This window comes from Paenibacillus plantiphilus (assembly GCF_927798095.1).
In the GTDB taxonomy this organism is placed as follows: domain Bacteria; phylum Bacillota; class Bacilli; order Paenibacillales; family Paenibacillaceae; genus Paenibacillus_Z; species Paenibacillus_Z plantiphilus.
In genome coordinates this window covers 113,096-134,583 of sequence record NZ_CAKMMF010000004.1, presented here as the reverse complement: position 1 = coordinate 134,583, position 21,488 = coordinate 113,096, and the positions used below count along the sequence as shown (strand labels likewise).

The following is a 21,488-nucleotide window of genomic DNA, read 5'->3' as shown; positions in this document are numbered from 1 at the left end:
AATGCAGTGAGTTGGGTAGAAGCTCTATAATTAATCAATTAAGCTAAGAAGCTCACCACAAGAAGGTGAGCTTCTTTTCATGACTTGGATGGATTAGGATAGGTTGTTGTGGTATAATTTCTGATTAGAGCTTTATTGTTTATTGCTATTGCTGGGGGTGCATTTTAATGGAAGCGAAGTGCATTGGAGTTACTTATATACCGGGTGAAAAAAATTACATTCAGGGTTTGCCTGGGAATCAATTTGGTCAAAAAAAAAGAAAAGGAGGTAAATTGATTCATAATGTAGGGTTTGGTGGCGGTTATGAAATTGAAGGAGCTAAACTATACATTAACCTTGAAATAGACGGAAAAGACCGCCAATATGATATTGCATATATGGCTAGAGATATCTTAGACTGGAATAGATTCAGCGATAAACGGGCTGATTTTTTGGAAAACAAATTACCTGAGTCTTTCCCAATTAATGATGATAAACTTGATATAAATGCAATTGAAAAATGGTTAGAGGGGTTAGCTAAGAAATAGTAAGGATGTGAGAAATAAATGACCGGAAATACAAAAGATTACTCCAAATACTTTGATTTTTCTGGCGCGAAGGTGATCAGTGAAGAGGACGGTAAAACGACTTACCGGATTAAAGGACGCAATATTCAAATCAATGCTGCGCCGAACTATAAGGAAGAGAAGAAGCGGGGCAAGGAAGATATCGAGGTTCATTATGATTTTGTCATTCCAGAGGAAATGAGCGTCTTTGGGAAGGGCAAATATTATATCATATATACGTACGGCTGCCAGATGAATGAGCATGACACGGAAGTAATGAAAGGGATGTTCGAGGGAATGGGCTATACGGCGACGGAAGATCGCAATATAGCGGATGTTATTCTGCTCAATACATGTGCGGTCCGTGAGAATGCAGAGGACAAGGTATTCGGCGAGCTCGGACATTTGAAGCATCTTAAGCTGGAGAAGCCGGAACTGATTCTTGGTGTATGCGGCTGCATGTCCCAGGAAGAGTCGGTTGTCGGGCGCATTATGCAGAAGCATTCCTTCGTGGATCTTATTTTTGGGACGCATAATATCCATCGTCTGCCGCATTTGCTCCAGGATGCGATGTTCGGCAAAGAGATGGTCGTCGAGGTGTGGTCGAAGGAAGGCGACATTGTCGAGAACCTGCCCAAGAAGAGGGAAGGGATGCGGGCATGGGTCAACATTATGTATGGCTGTGACAAGTTCTGTACCTACTGTATTGTACCGTATACAAGAGGCAAGGAACGGAGCCGGAGACCGGAGGATGTTATTGCCGAGGTGCGGGATCTGGCAAGGCAGGGATTCAAGGAAATTACGCTGCTTGGCCAAAATGTGAATGCTTACGGCAAGGACTTCGAGGATATCCAATATCGGTTCGGAGACTTGATGAATGATATGGCAAAGATTGATATTCCGCGTATCCGATTCACGACGAGCCACCCGCGGGATTTCGACGATCATCTGATCGAGGTGCTGGCGGGGCGGGGCAATCTGGTCGAGCATATTCATCTGCCGGTTCAATCGGGCAGCACAGAGGTGCTGAAGCGCATGAGCCGCAAATATACGAGAGAGATGTATCTGGAACTGGTCGGCAAAATTAAGAAGGCTATTCCAGATGCTGCTCTCACCTCCGATGTTATCGTCGGCTTCCCTGGAGAGACGGATGAACAGTTCGAGGATACGGTGTCATTGTTGCGGGAAGTCGGCGTCCAATCCGTATACACGTATATCTACTCGCCTCGCGCGGGCACTCCGGCTGCTGATATGGAAGACAACATCACAGAAGAAGTGAAGAAGAAGCGGCTTGCGCGATTGAATGCGGTAGTAGCAGAGCTTAGTCTGGAAGCGCACATCAAGCTGAAGGGGCAGGTGCTTGAGGTGCTGGTGGAGGGTCAGAGCAAGAATAATCCGAATGTATTATCCGGCCGGACCCGGACGAACAAGCTCGTTCATCTGGAAGGGCCTCAGGAGTGGATCGGCCAATTCATCCAAGTGAAGGTGACTGAAGCGCAAACCTGGTATGTTAAAGGGGAGCCCTTGGAAATGTCTCAACGACAGGAAGCTGTTTCTTAATATACGCATGCAGCAATGAAGCGATAGCTAATCAACTAACGATCAGAAGGAGAAATTATGGTGAACGAACAACAACAGGCATCAGTGAAGCATGACCACGACCACCACGACCACGATCACGAGCATGGCAAGGGCTGCGGCGTTCCCAAGTTCCATACGAAGGACATTATCGTTCGGGCTGATATTATGGCGAAGACGAAAGAGCTGGCGGACATGCTGTTCACTTCGGAAGAGGTTCAGCAATATCAGCGTGCCGAGAAGCAGATTCAAGGCAATGACCGGGTACAAGGCTTGATTGCCCAGATGAAGAAGAAGCAGAAGGAGATCGTTGCATTCGAGACGACCTTCAAGAATGCGGATATGGTAACGAAGATCGAGAAGGAAATTGAAGAGCTGCAGGACCAGCTCGACGAAATTCCGATTATTTCCGAGTTTCAACAAAGCCAGGCCGACATTAATTATTTGCTGCAAACAGTTGTCGCTGTTATTCGTGATACAGTTGCGGACAAAATTAATGTTGAAGATGCGTCTCCTGCGGAAGATCCGGAAGAGTGTATGTAATATGCAGGGGGTTAGAATCATCTGTCGAGCAAATCGATGGATGATTTTTTTTTACTCTTATTCGGTATTTTGATAAACTTGTGGTGTAGTGCAGGATGCGATATGTTGATCGGTGCGGCAGACTATTTAAGAAGAGAGGCGGAAATCAGCAATGAACACGTTCACCTTCCATAATCCAACAAGACTTCATTTCGGCGAGGGGCAGCTTCTGCAACTGACAGCAGAGGCTCAGAAATATGGCAAGCATGTTTTGCTCATCTACGGCGGGGGCAGCATTAAGCGAAGCGGACTTTATGACAGTGTGAGAGAGCTGCTTCAACGTGCTGGCTGCGAAGTGACGGAGCTTGGCGGTGTCGAGCCGAATCCAAGGGTAACGACGGTAAACAAGGGCGCTCAGTTGTGCAGAGAGCATCGGATTGATTGGGTGCTTGCTGTCGGCGGCGGAAGCACGCTCGACTGCGGCAAGGCGATTGCTGCTGGCGCCCATTATAACGGGGATTTCTGGGATGTGGTGACGAACAAGGTGCCCGTTCATTCTGCGCTTCCTCTGGGAACAGTGCTGACGCTGGCCGCAACAGGCTCAGAGATGAATGCCAATTCTGTAATAACGAATGAACAGACGAAGGAGAAGCTTGGCTGGAGCAGCCCCCATGTCTATCCGGCATTCTCGATCCTAGACCCCGTCTTCACGGTTACTACTCCGAAGGAGCATACGGTTTATGGAATCGCTGATATTATGTCACATGTATTCGAGCAATATTTTCACCAGGACTCCAACACGCCTGTACAAGACGGCTTCTGTGAATCCATCCTTAGGGCAGTTATTGCGACGGCTCCGCTGCTGCTCAATGATCTGACGAATGTTGGGCACAGAGAAACGATTCTGTATTGTGGAACGATGGCGCTGAATAATGTGCTGTCGATGGGGATAACCGGAGATTGGGCGAATCACGGAATGGAGCATGTGTTGTCTGCTGTTTATGATATTCCGCACGGCGGAGGGCTGGCCATTCTGTTCCCGAACTGGATGCACTATGTAATGGAGGACAACATTCCGCGCTTCCGCCAATTCGCGGTGCAGGTGTTCGGTATTGAGGCGGAGGGACGGAGCGACCTTGAGATTGCTGAAGCAGGCATTGCAGCGCTCCGCGAGTTCTGGACCTCGATTGGCGCTCCATCAAAACTTGCAGCATATGGTATTGACGACCAACAGCTGGAGGCAATGGCGAAGCAAGCGGCAGGACGCAGCCCGATAGGGAATTTCCGGAAGCTGGGGCAATCTGACGTGCTGGCAATTTATAAGATGTCGCTGTAGGGTAATGATTGATGCTGGAGAGTGCACACTTGACAGTTTACTTTGTAATTACGCCTGTCATGAAGCTTGCACCCTCCAGCGCCATGTCAAAAGAAGAGCTGCAGCAGCAAATGCGCCGCCGAGCCAGAACCCGCTATCAAGGCCGAAGCCTTCATTCATGAATCCGGCAAGGAAAGGCCCGGCGAACATGCCGATCGAATAAGCAGCCTGATAGAATCCCATAGCTGTGGCGCGTTTATTCAGTTCAAACGGTTGAATGGCCATGCCAAGCAGCAGGGCCAGGTACAGCCCTTGTGAGAAGCCGTTGATGGCCTGTGTAATGATAAGCATCGATAGTGATTGCGAATAAACCATGGCAATTGTGCAAATTGCGCTCAGCAAGAAGCCACATGCGGTTATATTCCATGCCCCGAATCGAGGGGCAAGCAATCTTCCTGCCAGCAGAGAAGCGATTGCGTGCGGGATCATGAAGGCGATGACGATTGCTGTGAGCTGACCGTTGTCGGCGCCCAGCTCGGTTGCTTTGAGCGGGGTAAAGCCGAACATAGTGATGAACAATACCGAATGGCCCAGAATAGATAGTATGGAAACACGGATCAGGGAAGGCGTGCGAACGACTTCATGAAGATGCTTCATGGAGATGGGAGCGCGGGCAACGCCTTCGCGAGGCTCCTTGACAGCCAGTACGAGAAGAAAGCCTGTCAACCCGATCCCGATACCGGTAATAAAGGCGGCATTCCAATCGAACATGCCCGCCAGCCATCCGCTTAACGTCATTCCGATCAGTTGTCCGCCTACGCTGAGAAAGCTAATATTGCTCATCGCTTTCGCAGCATCATTGGACGCGTAGTAGGCGGCATAGAGTACGGTGAATGCTACCCAGGCAGAAGCGCAGACTCCTGACAGCATTCGTCCGGCAAGCGGCCATAGCCATGAATCAGGAATGGTGAAGAGAAAGCAGCTAAGCGCGCCTGACAGCATGCCGATCAGAAGAAAGGGCTTGCGCCTCTGCAGCTTGTCTGACAGCAGCCCAAGCGGGAAGCGAATCAGCATTTGGGTAAAGCCGTAGCTTCCCAGCACGATTCCGATGAGCATAGCGGAATGACCGCTTTCCTGCATATAAGGCGGCAAAATAGGGACATAGATGTACATATTCATCCAGTAGAGCAGGGTCACGATAATAAAGAGCAGATGATCCTTTCGAGTTGCAGCAATTGCCGGAGCCGAGCTCTCTATCGTTGTGTTCGCAGGCGACATGTGCAGCACTCCTCTATAAAAATAAATCGTCAATCTACATACTGTATCCCACCTGAACAGGAGGGATCAATATTTTTTTGCGTTTTCTTTCAACAAATAGAAACTTTATAGCTCTGTTCCGCGTTATTATTATCGTTGATGGAATTATTTGCAAGATAGAAGGGAGAGCATACGATGAGCACTCAAACAGAGAAGCCGCAGAAGAAGAAGTGGGTGCGGGAGCTGCGTGACTGGGTCGTTTCTTTGTCAGTGGCAGTCATTGCAGCATTGTTAATCCAGAATTATGCTTTCGCTCAGACAGAAGTAAGAAATGTTTCTATGCAAGGCACGTTATACGAGGGTCAACGTCTGATTGAAGACAAAATCACCTATCATTTCTATGCCCCTGACCGCGGAGATATCGTTATAATCAATGGGCCTGAAGCAGAGAACCGTCTCATTAAACGAGTTATTGGATTGCCTGGCGATGTGCTGGATATTAGAAATGGCCGCGTGTACATCAATGACACGCTGCTGGATGAGCCGTATGTGAAAGGAGATACGTTGCCGAACGCATTGACGGTTCCTTACCAAGTGCCAGCCGAAACGGTATTTGTTATGGGAGACAATCGGATGAGAAGCGAGGACAGCCGTGCATTCGGCGCGGTCTCGCTGACGAGTATCGAAGGAAGAGCAGTATTCCGTCTATGGCCATTAAGCAAGTTTGGACAAATTGATTAATAGAATGGACGAGGATTTTGTGCGGTTAGGGGGTAAGGGATGCCTTTTACATTCTCGCATCCGTTATTTGCGGTTCCTCTGCGCCGGATAGCACCGAAATGGTTAAGTGTTACAGGTCTGGTGCTTGGGAGCATGGCACCTGATATGGAGTATTTCATGGCAATGGAGCCGTATCGCTCGATCGGTCATTCCTTGTCTGGATTCCTCCTGCTGGGTCTGCCGTTGTGTATCGCAATCGCTTATGCTTTCCACATGATAATGAAGCCGATATTGCCTTTGTTCATGCCGCCGCAAAGCGGAATTAATCACTTTGTTCAGCACATTCTGAACGGGCAGCAGTCCTGGCAGCTTCGGACGGCGCGTGAATGGATGGTGTTTGTTGCTTCCTTGTTTATCGGGTTCCTGACCCATCTGTTCATGGATAGCTGGACCCATACCAGCGGCGTGTTCGTCAAGCACTTCCCGCTGCTGAACAATAAAATTGCCGGAGAAGGCATTTATCATTGGCTGCAGTATATGACATCTGTAGTGGGACTGATGATTCCCTCTGCGCTGCTGCTGTATCGCTATTGGCGTTGGCGTAGCTCTGTGGATCGGTCCTCCATGAAGTCTGTTGGCCGCGATAGGGAGAGGTTCCTTCTTTGGACAGTCTGTATCGCGGTTGCGACGATCATGCTGGCTGTCAAGATGGTGAAGTCCTATGGTCAAATCGGGCTGGGAGATTGGATCGTTGCCCCTTTGTCGGCAGCAATGTTCGGATGGTTCGCAGCCTCTTTGCTCTACGCGGCTATTCGCAGGCAAAGGGTGGGAAGAGTCGTCATACTGTTGGTGGTCACGCTAGTTATTATGGCCAGCTATGATGCCATTCAGCTTCAATTATTGACATGGATGCATGATTTGCATCGTACAATTACTTTAACGGAATTTCAGCAGCTAAACCAGCTGATCTGGATTGTGTTCTGCTCTGCCTGGGCAGCCGCTGTTATCGTTTCGTGCCGCTTCGTTTCAAAAAAAGGATGACCTGCTGTCATTGCGGGCACACTACCTCCTTAATTGGAGGTGCAGGATGAGAATAAGAGGTTTGATCGTATCATTGATGTTCGTTATGTCGCTGCTTGCTCATAGCGCAGCCGTTCTGGCGGAGCCTGATTATGCGAAATGGGGACGGCTTGCGATGGAAGAGGCCGCCAAGCGTTTTAAGACGGATATTGTAGATTACAAGTACGAGGGCAAGAAGGAGCAGAACGGCGGTGTCATATCCCAGCATTTTCGGCTGCTTCTCAGAGAGGGCAAGCGTGAATTTGGCGTAGCCGTCACGATTTGGTTTCATCGTGATACAGAAAAGGTGATTCGTATACAAATGAAAGAGATTGATGACCTGAGAAGGAATAATGAAACGGACTGGTTAGAATGAGATTCTATCCGTCCGTTTTTATTTTTGGGCTATGTTCCGTATACACGTAGCAGCAACTGAAAATGAAATAAACTTTTGAGGAGGAACGGAGTGTGCATAAAATAATTAAAGTTGCAGTTTTAGGTGCATGTATAGTTGTTCTAACTTTAACTGTTGCTCTAGCTTTTGGAAATGGAAACATTGAAAGTATAATCGGACATGGTTCTATTAAACAGGAAGAAAGCGAAGGAAATCCCCTTTCTGGAAATAAGGATACTTTGCAAGTTGATGATGAAAGGGCTAACGAAGAAAATTTATTGATAGAATCTCTTTATTCGCTCCCGTTGTATTCTACAAATGCAAGTGAAAACTTACCTAAGACTGTGGGTAGAAAAGAATTGCTAAATAAGATCGAGGGGTTAAGTAAAGAGAAGAAGGAAGAACTATTAGCACTAGAGAAAAAAGGCCAATCTCACTTTGGAATATTCGCAAGAAGGACGGCCCAAATTTTTGGGGAAATTCCTGAAAACCAAGAGAGAGTTAAATTATCTGAAGTAAGGGATGTCATTTCTAATAACGATTTCGAGAGCTCCTTGCGAGATATAGAAAAAATACATGGAGCTCCTGATTATGTGGGTGGAAGCGGCGTGACGATTGTCGAATTTTGGTTGGATGATAAAGGGAAAGAAAGGATTTCAGCAATTATTGAACAAGGCGAGATATATTACAATCAAATGCTCGATGAGTTCACTATGAAACAGTCTGAAAAATTGAACAAGCAATAAGTTGTTATTAATGTCCGCCAGTTGGCGGCGTAAGTTGTCCTGCCAGTGACGGACAAGCTGTCCGCGCTAGTGTAAGGATCGAAACTTTTGAAACTCCATTATCGTTAAAATAAGGAAGCCTAATACAGAAGGGAGTTTGGATGTGAAGCCTTACATACGAAATACGGCTATGAAAGCAATTATTCTATCATTTGTCGCCATGTTGACAATCTTGCAGTCGCTGCCTGGCAGGACTGCTGTTGCAGCGCCTGCAGATGAGACAGGCATCGAAATACAGAGCAGCGCTGGCTATCAAGGAGAAATTAAAGGGCAGCGATGGTTTCCTGCTCATTTCACGCTGACGAATCGCACCGGTCGTGAGCTGTCCGGTGAGCTTGTTGTTTCTGTGCTATCGAGCTACAACGGGAGCAAGTCGGATTATTCGGTCAAGGCCGAGCTGCCAATGGATACGCCGATCACGCTTTCATTGGCGCTTCCGAGCAGTCAGCTTGGCAAAACAGGCAGTCTGATCCGATTCTTCGAGAACTCTGCCGAAAGCGGCAGAACGGTGAAGCTGCTTGGCAACAATTATTTGTCGGGCACATTATCGGAAAGCAATATGATTGGCATCGTTGCCCGGGACCCGGATACGCTCAATTTTATGCCAATGCTTAACCAGAAGGGGTATTCCATTAAAACGTTGCCGCTCCAGCCAGAGCAGCTTCCGGAGGATTCGCTTCAGCTTAATATGCTTGATGTATTGCTGCTTAATGATGTGGCAAGCGACGGCTTAAGTGAAGGGCAGCAGGAAGCCATTACGGAATGGGTTAGCGGGGGCGGAACGCTGATCCTGTCAGGAGGAGCCGGCTATGAGAAGACGGCTGGTCCCTTCCAGGCGATTGCCCCAGTGACGGTTCAGGGAACGAGAACCATCACATCAACGGATAGTCTGTCGTCCTATGTCGGTGGCAAAAAGCTGGTTCTTCAATCTCCACTTACTGTTTCTTCGGCTACGATTGGAGATGGTACGGCACAGTTGATGGAGGGTGAAGTCGTACTGGCAGCACAGCGCAGCATGGGGCTTGGCAAGGTGCTGTATGTTGCTTTTGACCCATCGCTGGAGCCGATGGCATCATGGGGCGGCAGTGCTGGTCTGTGGGCAAAGCTGATGGGGAAAGTCCTGCAGAATACGCAGGCAGGCGTAGTGTTTAACCACAACGGATACAGCCCTTACTGGGAGCTGCAAAGTGCGGTGAATATGTTCCCTTCTATTAATAATCCGCAGTTTATGATGCTGCTCTATTTATTCCTGGGGTATGTATTCATAGTCGCACCGCTGCTGTTTGTTTTATTAAAGCGGATGGATCGTCGCGAATGGGCATGGTGGATCATTCCAACGATCGCCATTATAAGCACGGTTACAATATTCTTTGTAGGCGCGAGTGACAAAAACAGTACACTTGCACATACGATCCGTGTTATGGAGCTTAATGGCAAGGGAGAGGGAACTCAATTTGGTGCATCCTCTGTTTTTATCCCGACAGGGGGAGATGTTCGGATGTCCTTCCATACAGGGCAAGCCCCTTTGCTATATGAGAACGCCGACGCTGGTTTCAGCGGCCCGCTCGGCAGAGATCTCAGTGATGATACATCGCTGCAGCTGGTAACAAGAACGGATCAAGGAACGGAAATCCGCTGGAATGATGTGCCGTACTGGTCGACTCGCCGCACTTTTCTGGACCAGGAGACGGTTGCGGATACGGGGCAGCTGGAAGCTGCAATGGAGAATTCGGACAAGGGTCCGATATTGCGGGTTGCAAACAAGACCAATGCTGGTCTTTCGGATGTTCATCTGATCTGGAATGGACAGGTTGTGAAGATAGGCGATCTGGAGATCGGGAAATCCGGCAGTGCGCTTGTTCCTGTTACGGGAGCGGGGGGCCAGCAGATGTATCAGGATTATGGCTCGCAAATTTTCCCCTACACGTCCTCCAGCAGTCAGGACACGAGCCAGCGTGAAAGAATTCTCCTCAATGTATATTTGAATAGTCAAATGAATGCCGGCAAGTTTGGCAATACGAATCGGATTGTTGTAGTGGGCTTCAGCAAGGACACAGAGCCATTCTTCCAGGTGAATGGGCAGGAAGTGAAGAGCAATAGTGTGACGTTATGGGCGCAAAAGGTTGATTTGAATGTTCTTATGGGAGATCAAGTCTCTATTATGCCTGGCATGATAATTCCCGAGCTTAAATCCACAACGATAAAAATGCTGGATCAACGGCCGAATGGGACCATAATTGCTGCCAAGGGCGAGCTTGTCTTCAGCTACATGCTGCCGGATATTGAAGATGTGGTATACGATAAGCTGATGATTCATTCCCGCAGCATGAATGCCAATCCTACCAGCGTGAAGCTGTCGATATGGAATGAGAAGCAGGGCAAGTGGGCTGAGATGACAGGAAATGGTTCAAGCTGGGAGCTTCAATCCGCACAGGACTATATGAGCAAGGATCGTACTGTGCTGATGAGGTTCGATGTGCTTGATGACATTCAATATGAAATTGCCTATCCGCAAATCGCTCTGGAAGGGAAGGTGAAGCGGTAATGGAAACGCCAATGATTGAGATTCAGGGACTGACGAAGTCATTCGGTTCATTCCAAGCGGTAAAAGGAATCGATCTGACCATTGAGAAGGGTTGTGTCTTCGGTTTTGTCGGACCGAATGGCGCGGGCAAATCGACGACGATGTCTGTGCTTGCCACGCTTACAGCACCAACCTCCGGTACGGTCAAGGTTGGCGGCTTCGATGTCACGCTGCATCCCAAGGAAGTGCGCAAACGGATCGGCTATATGCCGGATTTCTTCGGTGTCTATGATCAGTTGAAAACGGTAGAGTATATGCATTTCTATGGGGCCAGCTATGGCATTCCTAAAGCAGAGCGCGAGCAATTGATTCCACAGCTGCTGGAGCTTGTTAATCTCTCCGACAAGAAGGATGCGTATGTCGATACGCTGTCACGCGGTATGAAGCAGCGGCTATGTCTGGCGCGCTGTCTTGTTCATGATCCGGATCTGCTTATTCTCGATGAGCCGGCCTCTGGACTTGATCCAAGGGCTCGAATCGAGATGCGGGAAATTTTGAAGGAGCTGAAGGCTATGGGCAAGACGATTATTATTTCGTCGCATATATTGCCTGAGCTGGCTGAAATGGTGGATGAGATCGGCGTAATCGAGCATGGCAGCATGGTCGCTCAAGGCAACATTTCGGAGATTCAGAGCAAGCTGAGAGTTAAACGCGTGCTGTATATTCGGCTGCTGGATCGAATGGAGGAGGCCGAGAGCTTCCTGCGGGAACAGCCGCTTATCGGGCGGCTGCTGCGTGATGAGCACGGCATTCATGTTCATTATGAAGGACAGGATGACGAGCAGGCAGCACTTCTCCTGCAGCTTATTGAGAAGGGCTTTCGGATTGTGTCCTTCAGCGAGGCGCAGACCAATCTGGAGGATGTCTTTCTGGAAATTACGAAAGGAGGAGAGAACCTCGCATGAGTCAGATTCAAGCAGGCGATGGGATACGTTCATGGCGCTCCAAGCTGATTAATCCGGTCTTGGACAAGGAGTTTCGTCTCCGCATGCGGACACCGCGTTCGATGTGGGCGCTTTTCTTCTATTTATTCGTTATTGGCGCTATGGCTTTCGGGTTTATCTATGTTACGACTGAGTTATCGAACGGCAATTCGAATACTTTTGATCCGAATCAAAGCCGTTTAATGTTTTATTTCATTAGTATTGTTCAACTGGGTCTTGTCGCTTTTATGGCCCCTGGATTAACGGCTGGGGTCATTAGCGGGGAGAGAGAGAAGCAGACGCTTAATCTGCTGCTTACGACACAGCAAAGCTCGGCGACTATCGTGCTTAGCAAGCTGTTCTCGTCCTTGAGCTTCATGCTGCTGCTCGTAGTATCGACGATGCCGGTATACAGCGTGGTGTTTCTATATGGGGGAATCTCTCCGAAGCAGATGCTGCTCGTATTTTTATTTTTTATTTTCGTCATGGTTGTGATCGGTTCGCTGGGCGTGCTGTTCTCGACATTGTTCAAACGAACGATGGTATCTGTCATTGTCACCTATGGCGTTACTTTGTTTATGTTTGTCGGGACCGGCTTCCTCTATTTGTTAATGAATCGGATAATGGATGCTATATATCGGAACAGCACGAATAGTTATAATCCGGCAGATTACGGCTGGATTGGCCATATTGTGGCAAGCAATCCTATTGCTGCGATCGTTAGTATTTTTGACACCGGAATTACGAACGCGGTCTTCAACACGTCAGGAGCGAATGCCCGGTCGTTGGAGCTATGGCAGGAATTTCTTATTATTTATAGCGTGGTGACTGTAATTGCAGTACTGCTGGCGATCCGTTATATAAGGCCGCGCTACAAGCGAATTCGGGGCGGCAAGGTTTAGGCGAACTTAGCTTACAGGATGGAGAGTTCACAATAGGGGGGAAGCGTTATGGAGGGGACTCAGCGTCTGCTTCACAGTCTAAAGCTGGTGCAGCGTCGTCTGCAGCTGCTGTGTGCGATTAAGTATATTGCGATCGGATTGCTTGCAGGCATGGCAGCGGCTCTCCTCATGCTGGGCGCAAGCCGTCTGTGGCCGCTGCTGTATGCGCGGGAAATTGCCCTGTATATCGTTATTATTGGGCCTTTGGCCGGCGCTGCTGCCGGCATCGTTAGACGTGTGACAGCGGCGGAGGCTGCCGGGGTGATGGACCGCAGCAGCGCTCATGATGCGGTTAGAACGGCGCTTGGCCAGCTTGCCAGCCAGTCTCCCATTGTGCTGCTGCAGCGCGAGGATGCCTCAGCAGCTGCTGCATCTTACTGTGACTCCAGAAAACAGGAGCTGCCGCTGCCGCAGCTGCGGGACAATAAACGATATGCGACGTTGTTGTTGGCCGCATGTGCAGCCGCAGCACTGCTGGTGCTGCTTCCAAATGAAATGGATGAGAAGGCAATCGCAATTGCGGCGATGAAGGAGCAGCTGGCTATTGTTCAGGAGGATGCGGATGAGCTGACCGCCAAGCTGGAGAACAAGGGGCTCCCTGACAAGGTGAAGGACAAGCTGCGCGAGCCCATTGATCGGCTTCAGCAGGATATGCTGAAGCTGGAAGATCCGCGCGATGCGCTGCTGGCGCTTGATGCTGCGAAGCGGGAGCTGGAGAAGCTGGCAGCGGAAGCGGAAACCGCGCTGGAGCGGCTCGATTCGACTGCGTCTGCGATGCAGGACAGCCCGCAGCTGCGGGAGCTCGGCGAAGCGCTGGCGCAGCGCAGCGCTTCGGGGGCGAAGTCGTCGATCGATGATCTGCGATCGACGATGAAGCGGCTGTCGCCGCAAGAGCGCGAAGCGCTTGCGGCGGAGCTGGAGCGCGCGGCCGCGGCGACGCCGGAGGGCAGCGCCGAGCTTCGCGAGGCGCTGCAGAATGCGGCGCGGCAAGCGCTTGAAGCGGCCGGGGAGGGCTCGGACCCGGCCGAAGGCGACGGCGGCGAGAGCGATGCGCTCGCCGCGCTGGAGCAGGCGCTGGGCCGCGAGCTGTCCCAGAGCGAGGCGGCGGCGCTGGCAGGCGCGATGGCGGGACAGCTCGGCGATAGCGGTCAGCCGCTCGCGGGAATGGTTGCCTCCTCAGGCGGCGGCGTACCTTCAGGCTGGTCCGGCGGATCGTCGGCATCCGGCGCTGGTCAGGCCATCGGCAATCAAGCGGCTGGGAGCGGATCCAGCCAAGGCTCACAGAGCTCGGGGTCAGGACAAGGCTCCACATCTGGCGCAGGCAGTAGCTCCGGCTCTGGCAGTGGGTCTGGCGCAGGCAGTAGCTCCGGCTCTGGCAGTGGGTCTGGCTCTGGCAGTGGGTCTGGCTCTGGCAGTGGATCTGGTTCTGGTAGTGGATCTGGCTCTGGCAGTGGGTCTGGTTCTGGTAGTGGCGCGGGTTCTGGAGCTGGCACTGGCAGCGGCAGCCGGCATTTGGTCACAACACCGCGTACGATGGAGGGATCAGGGAATGTCCAGACGGATAGTGGTCCCACCACTGGCGGTCAAATAGAGACAGGCGGCACCTCGCCTATGGTAGACGGTGTATCCCGACCTTATGAGGATGTCTATTCGGAATATGCTGCCGATGCCAAGCAGGCGCTATCACGCAATGAGCTGCCGCAAAGCATGCAGGAGCGGGTGCGGAATTATTTTGACGAAATACAGCCAAATCGCTAAATGAAGGAAGCACATAGAAGAGGTGAGATCATGCTGCAATCGAAAGAACAGGTCGCATGGGCAGTGGAAACAGTCGAGGCTGTGAAGCAAGAGATCGGTCGCGTTATTGTCGGTCAAAATGAAATTGTCGAGCAGCTGCTGTGGGCAATTATCGCCGGAGGACATGCTCTGCTGGAGGGCATTCCGGGGCTAGGCAAGACAATGCTCGTCAGGACCATTGCGGACACGCTTGATTTGGAGTTTTCCAGAATTCAATTTACGCCGGATTTGATGCCCTCCGATATTACAGGCACGAATTTGGTGGAGTTCGGCACACAGGGCCAGACGTCCTACCGGTTCCAGCCGGGGCCGATCTTCGGCAATATTGTTCTGGCAGATGAGATTAACAGGGCGACACCCAAGACGCAGAGCGCCCTGCTTGAAGCGATGCAGGAGAAGACGGTAACGGCGGCTGGCGAAACCCATTTGCTGCCGAAGCCGTTCTTCGTGCTGGCTACGCAAAATCCGCTTGAGCAGGAGGGAACTTATCCGCTTCCGGAAGCGCAGCTGGACCGTTTCCTGCTCAAGCTGGATGTTGCTTTTCCAACAAGAGAGGAATTGAAGCTGATCGTTCAGCGAACGACAGCAGCGACAGGGGAAAGTGCGAACCGTATGCTGTCCTCTGCTGATCTGGGCAAGCTGCAAGCTTATGCTAAAGAAGTGCTCGTTGCCGATGAAATACTCGATCTCGCTGTCAAGCTGCTCATGATGACACATCCGGATGAGGCGGATTCACCTGATCCTGTGAAGCAGTTTGTCCGTTACGGCGGCGGACCGAGAGCGATTCAATCGATCATTGCTGCGAGCAAGGTGCGTGCGCTGACATCAGGCAGGCTGCATGTCTCCTGGCAGGATATTCGTTCCACTGCGATTCCGGCGCTTCGTCATCGTATTGTGCTTGGTTATGAAGGCCAGTCGATGGGAATGCGAACCGATACTATCGTGGGGAGTATTCTTGATCTATTGGAATTGCAGCGATGAGCGATCATAATTTCAATCCTCCTTCTGCTGAAAGCGCAAGACGGGAGCTTCTGCTTGATCCCGCTTTGCTGGAACGATTGAGCCGGTTGTCTATCGTGTCCAAGAATCGGATTCGCGGCACAATTCAAGGCAAGAGGCGCTCTCGCTCACTCGGCAGCTCGTTGGAATTTGCTGATTATCGCCCTTACGCGCCTGGTGACGATATTCGTCGAATTGACTGGAATGTATACGGTCGGTCAGGCCGCGCTTTCGTCCGTCAATATTGGGACGAACAGGAGCTTCTCGTTCATATGTATGTCGATGTCTCCCGCTCCATGTCATTCGATGGCCGACGTGGGAGCAAAGGGGAACACAGTCCGTCCTCTGGACAAGACAAACCAGCCGGGCAGGACGGCAGCAAGCTTCGTTATGCGCTGCGGCTTGCCGCAGCAGTCGGCTATCTGTCGCTTGCCGGAGAGGATCGGGTCAGCGTCAAGCTGTTCTCGGATGAGATTAAGAGCGAGCTTCCGCCTCTGCGGGGCCGTGTCAGCGCAATGAAGCTTCTTCGTTATCTCACTGATGCAGACAATAGCGAAGCTGTAGAGCAGACCGCACATCATGCAGGCAATGACGATCTCTCAGCGGCTATCGTATCGGCGGCGGGTCTCCCGCGACGAGCGGGACAGACATGGCTGTTCACCGATGGTCTGTATGAGCATGGCATTGAGCGGACGATTTCTTCTCTGATCGGAGCGGGCCAGGAGGTTGTTTTTGTACATATTTTATCGCCGGAGGAGCTTCGTCCAGCTCTGCAAGGAGAGCTGAAGCTGATTGACAGCGAGCAAGGAACGGGCAAGGATGTTGCGATTGGGGCAAATGTACTGCAAGCATACAAGCAAGCTGTTGCAGAGCATTGTGAAAGGATCCGAGGCTATTGCGGACAACGGGGAGCGGTTTATTTGCTGCTGGACAGCGGTTTGCCGCTGGAGCAAGCTGTGGTGAAGCTCCTGCAGGAATCCGGTTTAATGAGATGAGATTTACCGATTAGCTTATACGCGCAGCTACGGTAATAGAAAGGGGGGCTGAGGCATGTTTTTCCAATCGCTGACGTCGCTTTGGTTTGCATTGTCGCTGCCGGTTATTGTTCTTCTGTACATGCTCAAGCGAACGTATATCGATACGGAAATATCCAGTCACTTGCTCTGGAACCGGGCACTTAAGGAACAGGAAGCGAATCGGCCTTGGCAGAAGCTCAGAAGATCGCTGCTGCTCTTGCTCCAGCTGCTCGCAGCTGCTCTATTGGTACTGGCTCTGATGAACCCTGGTATATGGAAAACATCTGGAAAGAGTGGACATTATGTTCTCGTACTGGACCGGTCGGCCAGCATGACAGGATTGGCGGAGCCGAATAGCGCCAGCGGCATGCAAACGCGGGGAATGTCCAAATTCGAGGCGGCGCAGTCAGCCGCGCTTCAGTGGCTAGAGGAGGGGGCAGGAAGCGATGCGGAAGTCACAGTGATAGCGACAGGACGGGATCCTCAGATTGTCTCGCTGCGTGAGCGGAATAAGGACAAGCTTGAGAAGGCGGTAACTGAAATGACGCCGACCTTCGGCGAGGTGGACGGGGCGGCAGCGGTCTCGATGGCTGATGCGCTGCTTCGGGATGATGAGGCCAGAATGAAGGGGACCATCGTTCTAATCACGGATGGAAGCTGGCCAGATGCTGCCGCCGCCAGAGGTCTGTCCATTCAGTCGCCGATGGAGATCGTGAAGGTGAACGGTGTGGAGAAAGCTAATCTGGCGGTAGCTGCATTCGGTGTTAAAGCTGACCCTGCACAGCCGGATCAAGCGATTGCGGTTGTGACGCTGCGCAATGACGGCGACAAGCCTGTGGAGATAAAAGCCGGTATCTATGTGGATCGCAACGAGCGGCCAGTTGGGGACGCATCGGTTCATGTCGCGCCAGGAGCGTGGGAGAGCGTGACGGTCGATAATTTGCCGATTGCGGGTGTATACAAGGCTCAGCTGGAAGGCGCGGAGGACATCTATGCAGCAGACAATGTCTTGTATCGCTTCTCGGCATCCTCCAAGGAGACGACTGCATTGCTGGTGACGAAGGGCAATCTCTTTCTTGACAAGGCATTGCAGTTGGCGGGGATTGAGACGATCGTAGTAGATCCTGCTGCATTTGAACCGCAACAGAATACTACAGATGCTGTCGACTGGATTGTGCTTGACAGCATTCCCGAAGAGGAGCTGTCAGCTCCAGAATGGCAGCAGCTTATTGACAGCAAGCCAATTTGGCGGATGGAGGACGCAAGTAGCGCCCCCTCAAGTAAATCAAGAGTCGTAGAGCCTCAGCATAACAGGGTGGAAATTACAGAGCATGCGGTAACTCGCTTCTTGTCCTTTGAAGATACGCATATTGCGAAGCTCGTGCAGACGGATGCCGTGAATTGGGGAGAGCCTATCGTCAAATATGGCGGATATGCTGCGGTTTATGCGGGCAAGGAGGACGGCAGGCCGATGCTGCTGTTTACGTTTGATCTGCATCATTCTGATCTTCCGCTTCGTCCGGAGTTTCCAATATTGGCCGCACAGGCGGCACAGTGGATGAGCGGGGGCGGAATGCAGCAGCTTGGTCAAGTGTCTTCAGGGTCTTCGCTTGATATTGATTATGCTGGCGGGGCCGTAAGTGCATTGTGGGAGCTGGTCGAGCCCACGCCAGGATTGGAGAATTACGCAAGCGCTGCTGGAAAGCTGGAGGCTGAGCAAGGCGAGGATGGGTTAGCTTCGTCCCAAACGGTACCGAATATTCCCGGCCTGTACCGCTTCGTCGAGCAGGATGTGAAGCAGCAAACCATTGCAACTCGATATGCGGCTGTTATTGGGGATCAACGCGAGTTCTCGATGGGGCTGGATGAAGCGCCGCTCGTCTTCACCTCCGATGGATGGGAAGGCGAGAGCGGATCGGCGGCTGCGCAGACGAAGAGCACAGGCTCGCAGGATGCGGATTCGCTTATCCGATGGATTGCGCTGCTGCTGGTTGTTGTCATGCTTATGGAATGGGGGGTGTTCAGTCGTGGGCGTGCAATTTGAGCATCCTTGGTTTCTGCTGCTGCTTCTGCCCTGGGTCGGCATGCTGTGGTGGATGTACCGTTCAACACTGCGTTTGACCGGCGCGCGCAAGCATACCGCTATTGGAGTACGCGCACTGACTATGCTGCTTATTATAATGGTTGCTTCTGGCTTGAGCCCTTATTGGATTCAATCCCAGCGGGATATTGTATTTGTAGCTGACCGTTCAGCCAGTCTTCAGGCGGACAAAGCGCTTGGAGGCTGGATCGGCGAAGCGGTCAGGGGCAAGGATCAGGAGGACCGTTCTGCTGTTGTATCCCTTGGCCTGGATGCCTTGGTGGAGCGGTCGCTCTCCGCTGGTTCGGGAACGGAAAGGACGGAGGCTTCGCTACCATTCCGGACGACGATTAATCCGAATTACAGCCATCTTTCACATGGTCTTCAGCTTGCATCGGGCATGCTCGGAGAGGAAGGCGGCAGGATCGTGCTTCTTTCCGACGGCGAGGAGAATGTGGGCAATCTCATGAGACAAGGACGTCTATTGCAGCATAGAGGCATCGTTGTTGATGTCCTCCCGATTGCACCGCCAGAGCGCAAGGATGCTGCGATTGAGCGGCTGGATGTTCCGAAATCATTGAAGCAAGCCGAGAAATTCACGTTCGAGATCACAGTTGCAAGCACCTTTGCCGGTGAAGCGGAATTGCGCTTGTACGAAGACAATACGGAGCTGGTGAAGCAGTCCGTAACATTGGAACGGGGCGAAAACCGTTTTATGCTGCAAAGCATTGCCTCTGGAACAGGCTTTCACCGCTATCGGGCAGAACTGTTTGCCGCAGGAGACGAGCAGGCCGAGAACAATAGCGGCTATGCATATAGTCGCGTGAACGGGCCGCCGACAGTACTCGTAGTTGAAGGCAAGCCGGATGATTCGGGCAATATTGTTGCTGCCCTTGAAGCGTCTCATATTCGGACCGAAATCATTCAGCCGGAGCAGCTGCCCCAAGAGCTGGCAGATTATGCGCGATACGACAGCATTGTACTGAACAATATCCCTGCAACTAGAATTGCTGCTAAACCAATGGAATGGCTGAGCAAGGCAGTTTCTGACTACGGCATCGGGCTCGTCAAGATTGGCGGCGAGGACAGCTACGGGCTGGGCGGCTATTTCAAGACACCAGTGGAACGAGCGCTTCCGGTCTATATGGAGCTCAAAGGAAAACGGCAGCTCCCGTCCCTTGGACTTATTCTCGTCATTGACAAATCGGGAAGCATGGGCGGTGCGAACATTGAGCTTGCAAAGGAAGCGGCGATGCGTACGGTTGAGCTGATGAGAGAGCAGGATACCGTCGGTGTGCTTGCCTTTGACAATAAGCCATGGTGGGTTGTCGATCCTACGAGGCTGGATGACAAGGAGACGGTTATCAGCGACATTCTAGGCATACATGCAGACGGCGGTACAGAAATCTATTCCTCGCTTGATATGGCGTACAGAGCAATGCTGGAAGTGAACACGGAGCGCAAGCATATCATTCTGCTTACGGATGGGCAATCTGCGAGCAATCCGGGGTACAGCTCATTGACGCAATCGATGACAGACAATCAGATTACGCTCTCGTCCGTTGCGATTGGCAACGGGGCGGATACGAATCTGCTGCGCGCGCTTGCGGAAGGGGCCAAAGGACGCTACTATTTCACGAATGATGAGAGCACGCTTCCTGCTATTTTCAGCAGGGAGGCGGTGCTTATGTCACGGACGTACATTGTCAACCAACCGTTCATACCGGCATTAGGTCGAGCTGGAAATTGGGCGGCAGACTTGGAAAGCGGCGTGCCGGAGATTCAAGCATATGTCGCGACAACGGCTAAAGAAACGGCAGAAACGATTTTGCTGTCCCCGGATGGCGATCCGCTGCTTGCGCGCTGGCAGTACGGATCTGGCCGTTCTGTGGCCTGGACGAGCGATTTGACAGGCAAATGGTCCCGTGATTGGGTGGAGTGGTCCAAATTTTCCGAGCTGTTCACGAAATGGGTGAAATGGACCTTCCCGCAGTTTGCTGCTGATCCGTATGAAGTAACGGCCTCAGTAGAAGGCAGTGAAGCGAGATTGCAAATAACAAGTGAAGGCTCTGATAGAAGCGGCTCGGCTGGACTAAAGGTCGATGTGACAGACGAAAAAGGAGCGACTCAGCAATTATCTGCAATCCCTACCTCGCCAGGAGAATTCGAGGTTCATCTTCCAGCGGCGGGACCCGGTGCTTATGTCGCCCGAATTGCTCCGCGAGCAGTCGGTGGCGAGCAAGCTCAAGATAATGAGGATGAAGGAATGCTTGCCGGATTCGTCATCCCCTACTCGCAGGAGTACCGAATTGCCAAGGGCGATGGCACTGTCAAGCTGGAGCAGCTCGCGGCGCTGACCGGAGGCCGGGTGCTGGCAGTGGACAATGCTGCGGAAGTCTTCCGTACTGACCCGATAAGCAGCCGCGAGTTTATAGATGTCACACGGCTGCTGCTGATTGCCGCACTTTTGCTATGGCTGGCTGATATTGCAATCAGGCGGGTGTCTATACAATGGTCGAGCATCGCTTCGGCTGTCGGATTGTTGAGACAACGGCTATGGAGTCAGCCCCGATCTCCGAGGCCGGAAGGAGCCGCATCCGTTTCAAGGCTGCAGAAACGCAAAGGTCGTGTGGATTCCTTTTACGGCAGAGGAAAGGGGTCATTGAATGGCCACGGTGCTGACACGCGAAGCGGAACTAGCGGCAATGCTGCTCATAGGGAGCCAAGATCCGACGGTAGCGTCGTATTGAAGGGGAAACCTCCTGTGGCAGAACGGTCTGACAGAGCAGCTGGTGACGAGCGCAAACAAGCTCCCGCAGATTCCACTGCAGCTGCGTCTGGCTCCAAGCCAGCAGATTCTGGTGAAACCGGCACAACCATCAACCGACTGCTCGCTGCCAAAAACCGGACACGCCGCTAAAGCTGCTTCCTACGCCAGAGGCTCCTTTCCATCGTTTCTTGCTCGTGGGTTGT

General features: G+C 51.7%; 17 protein-coding genes. 16 read left to right on the top strand and 1 reads right to left on the bottom strand.

All coding sequences use genetic code 11. The features are described from left to right. Positions 1–167 precede the first annotated feature (167 nt). The 4 genes from L6H65_RS04500 to L6H65_RS04485 all read left to right on the top strand — a co-directional run bounded on the left by L6H65_RS04500 (position 168) and on the right by L6H65_RS04485 (position 3,981). Complete coding sequence (locus tag L6H65_RS04500) at positions 168–527, top strand: hypothetical protein (RefSeq protein WP_236339254.1); 360 nt, start codon at positions 168–170, stop codon at positions 525–527. An 18-nt stretch (positions 528–545) separates the two neighbouring features. After that, a complete protein-coding gene (gene miaB / locus L6H65_RS04495; RefSeq protein ID WP_236339253.1) occupies positions 546–2,105 on the top strand; it encodes a tRNA (N6-isopentenyl adenosine(37)-C2)-methylthiotransferase MiaB in 1,560 nt (519 codons plus the stop codon). Between the two features lie 57 nt (positions 2,106–2,162). Continuing rightward, positions 2,163–2,666, top strand: coding sequence for a YlbF/YmcA family competence regulator (locus tag L6H65_RS04490; protein WP_236339252.1), 504 nt, complete (start codon positions 2,163–2,165; stop codon positions 2,664–2,666). A gap of 151 nt (positions 2,667–2,817) precedes the next feature. Further along, on the top strand, positions 2,818–3,981 hold the full coding sequence (locus L6H65_RS04485; RefSeq protein WP_236339250.1) for an iron-containing alcohol dehydrogenase: 1,164 nt from the start codon (positions 2,818–2,820) through the stop codon (positions 3,979–3,981). Between the two features lie 57 nt (positions 3,982–4,038). Here the strand turns inward: L6H65_RS04485 and L6H65_RS04480 are convergent, their stop codons facing one another. Further along, positions 4,039–5,238 (bottom strand): MFS transporter, encoded by a 1,200-nt coding sequence (locus tag L6H65_RS04480; protein ID WP_236339249.1) that lies wholly within the window; start codon positions 5,236–5,238, stop codon positions 4,039–4,041. 174 nt (positions 5,239–5,412) lie between these two features. Here L6H65_RS04480 and lepB point away from each other — a divergent pair, with 174 nt between their 5' ends. From lepB to L6H65_RS04420, 12 genes are all read left to right on the top strand, one after another. Then, a complete protein-coding gene (gene lepB, locus L6H65_RS04475; RefSeq protein ID WP_236339248.1) occupies positions 5,413–5,958 on the top strand; it encodes a signal peptidase I in 546 nt (181 codons plus the stop codon). 39 nt (positions 5,959–5,997) lie between these two features. Further along, a complete protein-coding gene (locus L6H65_RS04470; protein ID WP_236339247.1) occupies positions 5,998–6,978 on the top strand; it encodes a DUF4184 family protein in 981 nt (326 codons plus the stop codon). Positions 6,979–7,024: 46 nt separating this feature from the next. Beyond that, on the top strand, positions 7,025–7,372 hold the full coding sequence (locus tag L6H65_RS04465) for a DUF3889 domain-containing protein (RefSeq protein ID WP_236339246.1): 348 nt from the start codon (positions 7,025–7,027) through the stop codon (positions 7,370–7,372). A gap of 92 nt (positions 7,373–7,464) precedes the next feature. Further along, positions 7,465–8,136 (top strand): hypothetical protein, encoded by a 672-nt coding sequence (locus tag L6H65_RS04460; protein ID WP_236339245.1) that lies wholly within the window; start codon positions 7,465–7,467, stop codon positions 8,134–8,136. 142 nt (positions 8,137–8,278) lie between these two features. Further along, on the top strand, positions 8,279–10,720 hold the full coding sequence (locus L6H65_RS04455) for a DUF8725 domain-containing protein (protein WP_236339244.1): 2,442 nt from the start codon (positions 8,279–8,281) through the stop codon (positions 10,718–10,720). Positions 10,721–10,731: 11 nt separating this feature from the next. Beyond that, positions 10,732–11,664, top strand: a complete 933-nt coding sequence (locus L6H65_RS04450; protein WP_236339441.1) for an ABC transporter ATP-binding protein — start codon at positions 10,732–10,734, stop codon at positions 11,662–11,664. Continuing rightward, complete coding sequence (locus tag L6H65_RS04445; RefSeq protein ID WP_236339243.1) at positions 11,661–12,584, top strand: ABC transporter permease; 924 nt, start codon at positions 11,661–11,663, stop codon at positions 12,582–12,584. Before L6H65_RS04450 ends, L6H65_RS04445 begins: the two co-directional genes overlap by 4 nt. 48 nt (positions 12,585–12,632) lie before the next feature. Continuing rightward, positions 12,633–14,381: a DUF8809 domain-containing protein gene (locus L6H65_RS04440; protein ID WP_236339242.1), complete on the top strand. Its 1,749-nt coding sequence runs from the start codon at positions 12,633–12,635 to the stop codon at positions 14,379–14,381. Between the two features lie 30 nt (positions 14,382–14,411). After that, positions 14,412–15,401, top strand: coding sequence for an AAA family ATPase (locus L6H65_RS04435; protein ID WP_236339241.1), 990 nt, complete (start codon positions 14,412–14,414; stop codon positions 15,399–15,401). Then, positions 15,398–16,414 (top strand): DUF58 domain-containing protein, encoded by a 1,017-nt coding sequence (locus L6H65_RS04430; RefSeq protein WP_236339240.1) that lies wholly within the window; start codon positions 15,398–15,400, stop codon positions 16,412–16,414. The genes L6H65_RS04435 and L6H65_RS04430 overlap by 4 nt, the downstream gene beginning before the upstream one ends. A gap of 55 nt (positions 16,415–16,469) precedes the next feature. Next, complete coding sequence (locus tag L6H65_RS04425) at positions 16,470–18,479, top strand: vWA domain-containing protein (RefSeq protein WP_236339239.1); 2,010 nt, start codon at positions 16,470–16,472, stop codon at positions 18,477–18,479. Beyond that, entirely contained in the window at positions 18,463–21,435 is a 2,973-nt protein-coding gene (locus L6H65_RS04420) for a VWA domain-containing protein (protein WP_236339238.1), read from the top strand. Before L6H65_RS04425 ends, L6H65_RS04420 begins: the two co-directional genes overlap by 17 nt. Positions 21,436–21,488: the final 53 nt, after the last annotated feature.

Excerpts from the sequence above, each read along its gene's own strand:
- L6H65_RS04465 (WP_236339246.1), top strand. The coding sequence starts at position 7,025 with ATGAGAATAAGAGGTTTGATCGTATCATTGATGTTCGTTATGTCGCTG.
- L6H65_RS04445 (WP_236339243.1), top strand. The coding sequence starts at position 11,661 with ATGAGTCAGATTCAAGCAGGCGATGGGATACGTTCATGGCGCTCCAAG.
- L6H65_RS04490 (WP_236339252.1), top strand. The coding sequence starts at position 2,163 with ATGGTGAACGAACAACAACAGGCATCAGTGAAGCATGACCACGACCAC.
- L6H65_RS04450 (WP_236339441.1), top strand. The coding sequence starts at position 10,732 with ATGATTGAGATTCAGGGACTGACGAAGTCATTCGGTTCATTCCAAGCG.
- L6H65_RS04425 (WP_236339239.1), top strand. The coding sequence starts at position 16,470 with ATGTTTTTCCAATCGCTGACGTCGCTTTGGTTTGCATTGTCGCTGCCG.
- lepB (WP_236339248.1), top strand. The coding sequence starts at position 5,413 with ATGAGCACTCAAACAGAGAAGCCGCAGAAGAAGAAGTGGGTGCGGGAG.
- L6H65_RS04480 (WP_236339249.1), bottom strand. The coding sequence starts at position 5,238 with ATGTCGCCTGCGAACACAACGATAGAGAGCTCGGCTCCGGCAATTGCT.
- L6H65_RS04470 (WP_236339247.1), top strand. The coding sequence starts at position 5,998 with ATGCCTTTTACATTCTCGCATCCGTTATTTGCGGTTCCTCTGCGCCGG.
- L6H65_RS04500 (WP_236339254.1), top strand. The coding sequence starts at position 168 with ATGGAAGCGAAGTGCATTGGAGTTACTTATATACCGGGTGAAAAAAAT.
- L6H65_RS04435 (WP_236339241.1), top strand. The coding sequence starts at position 14,412 with ATGCTGCAATCGAAAGAACAGGTCGCATGGGCAGTGGAAACAGTCGAG.
- L6H65_RS04430 (WP_236339240.1), top strand. The coding sequence starts at position 15,398 with ATGAGCGATCATAATTTCAATCCTCCTTCTGCTGAAAGCGCAAGACGG.
- miaB (WP_236339253.1), top strand. The coding sequence starts at position 546 with ATGACCGGAAATACAAAAGATTACTCCAAATACTTTGATTTTTCTGGC.
- L6H65_RS04485 (WP_236339250.1), top strand. The coding sequence starts at position 2,818 with ATGAACACGTTCACCTTCCATAATCCAACAAGACTTCATTTCGGCGAG.
- L6H65_RS04440 (WP_236339242.1), top strand. The coding sequence starts at position 12,633 with ATGGAGGGGACTCAGCGTCTGCTTCACAGTCTAAAGCTGGTGCAGCGT.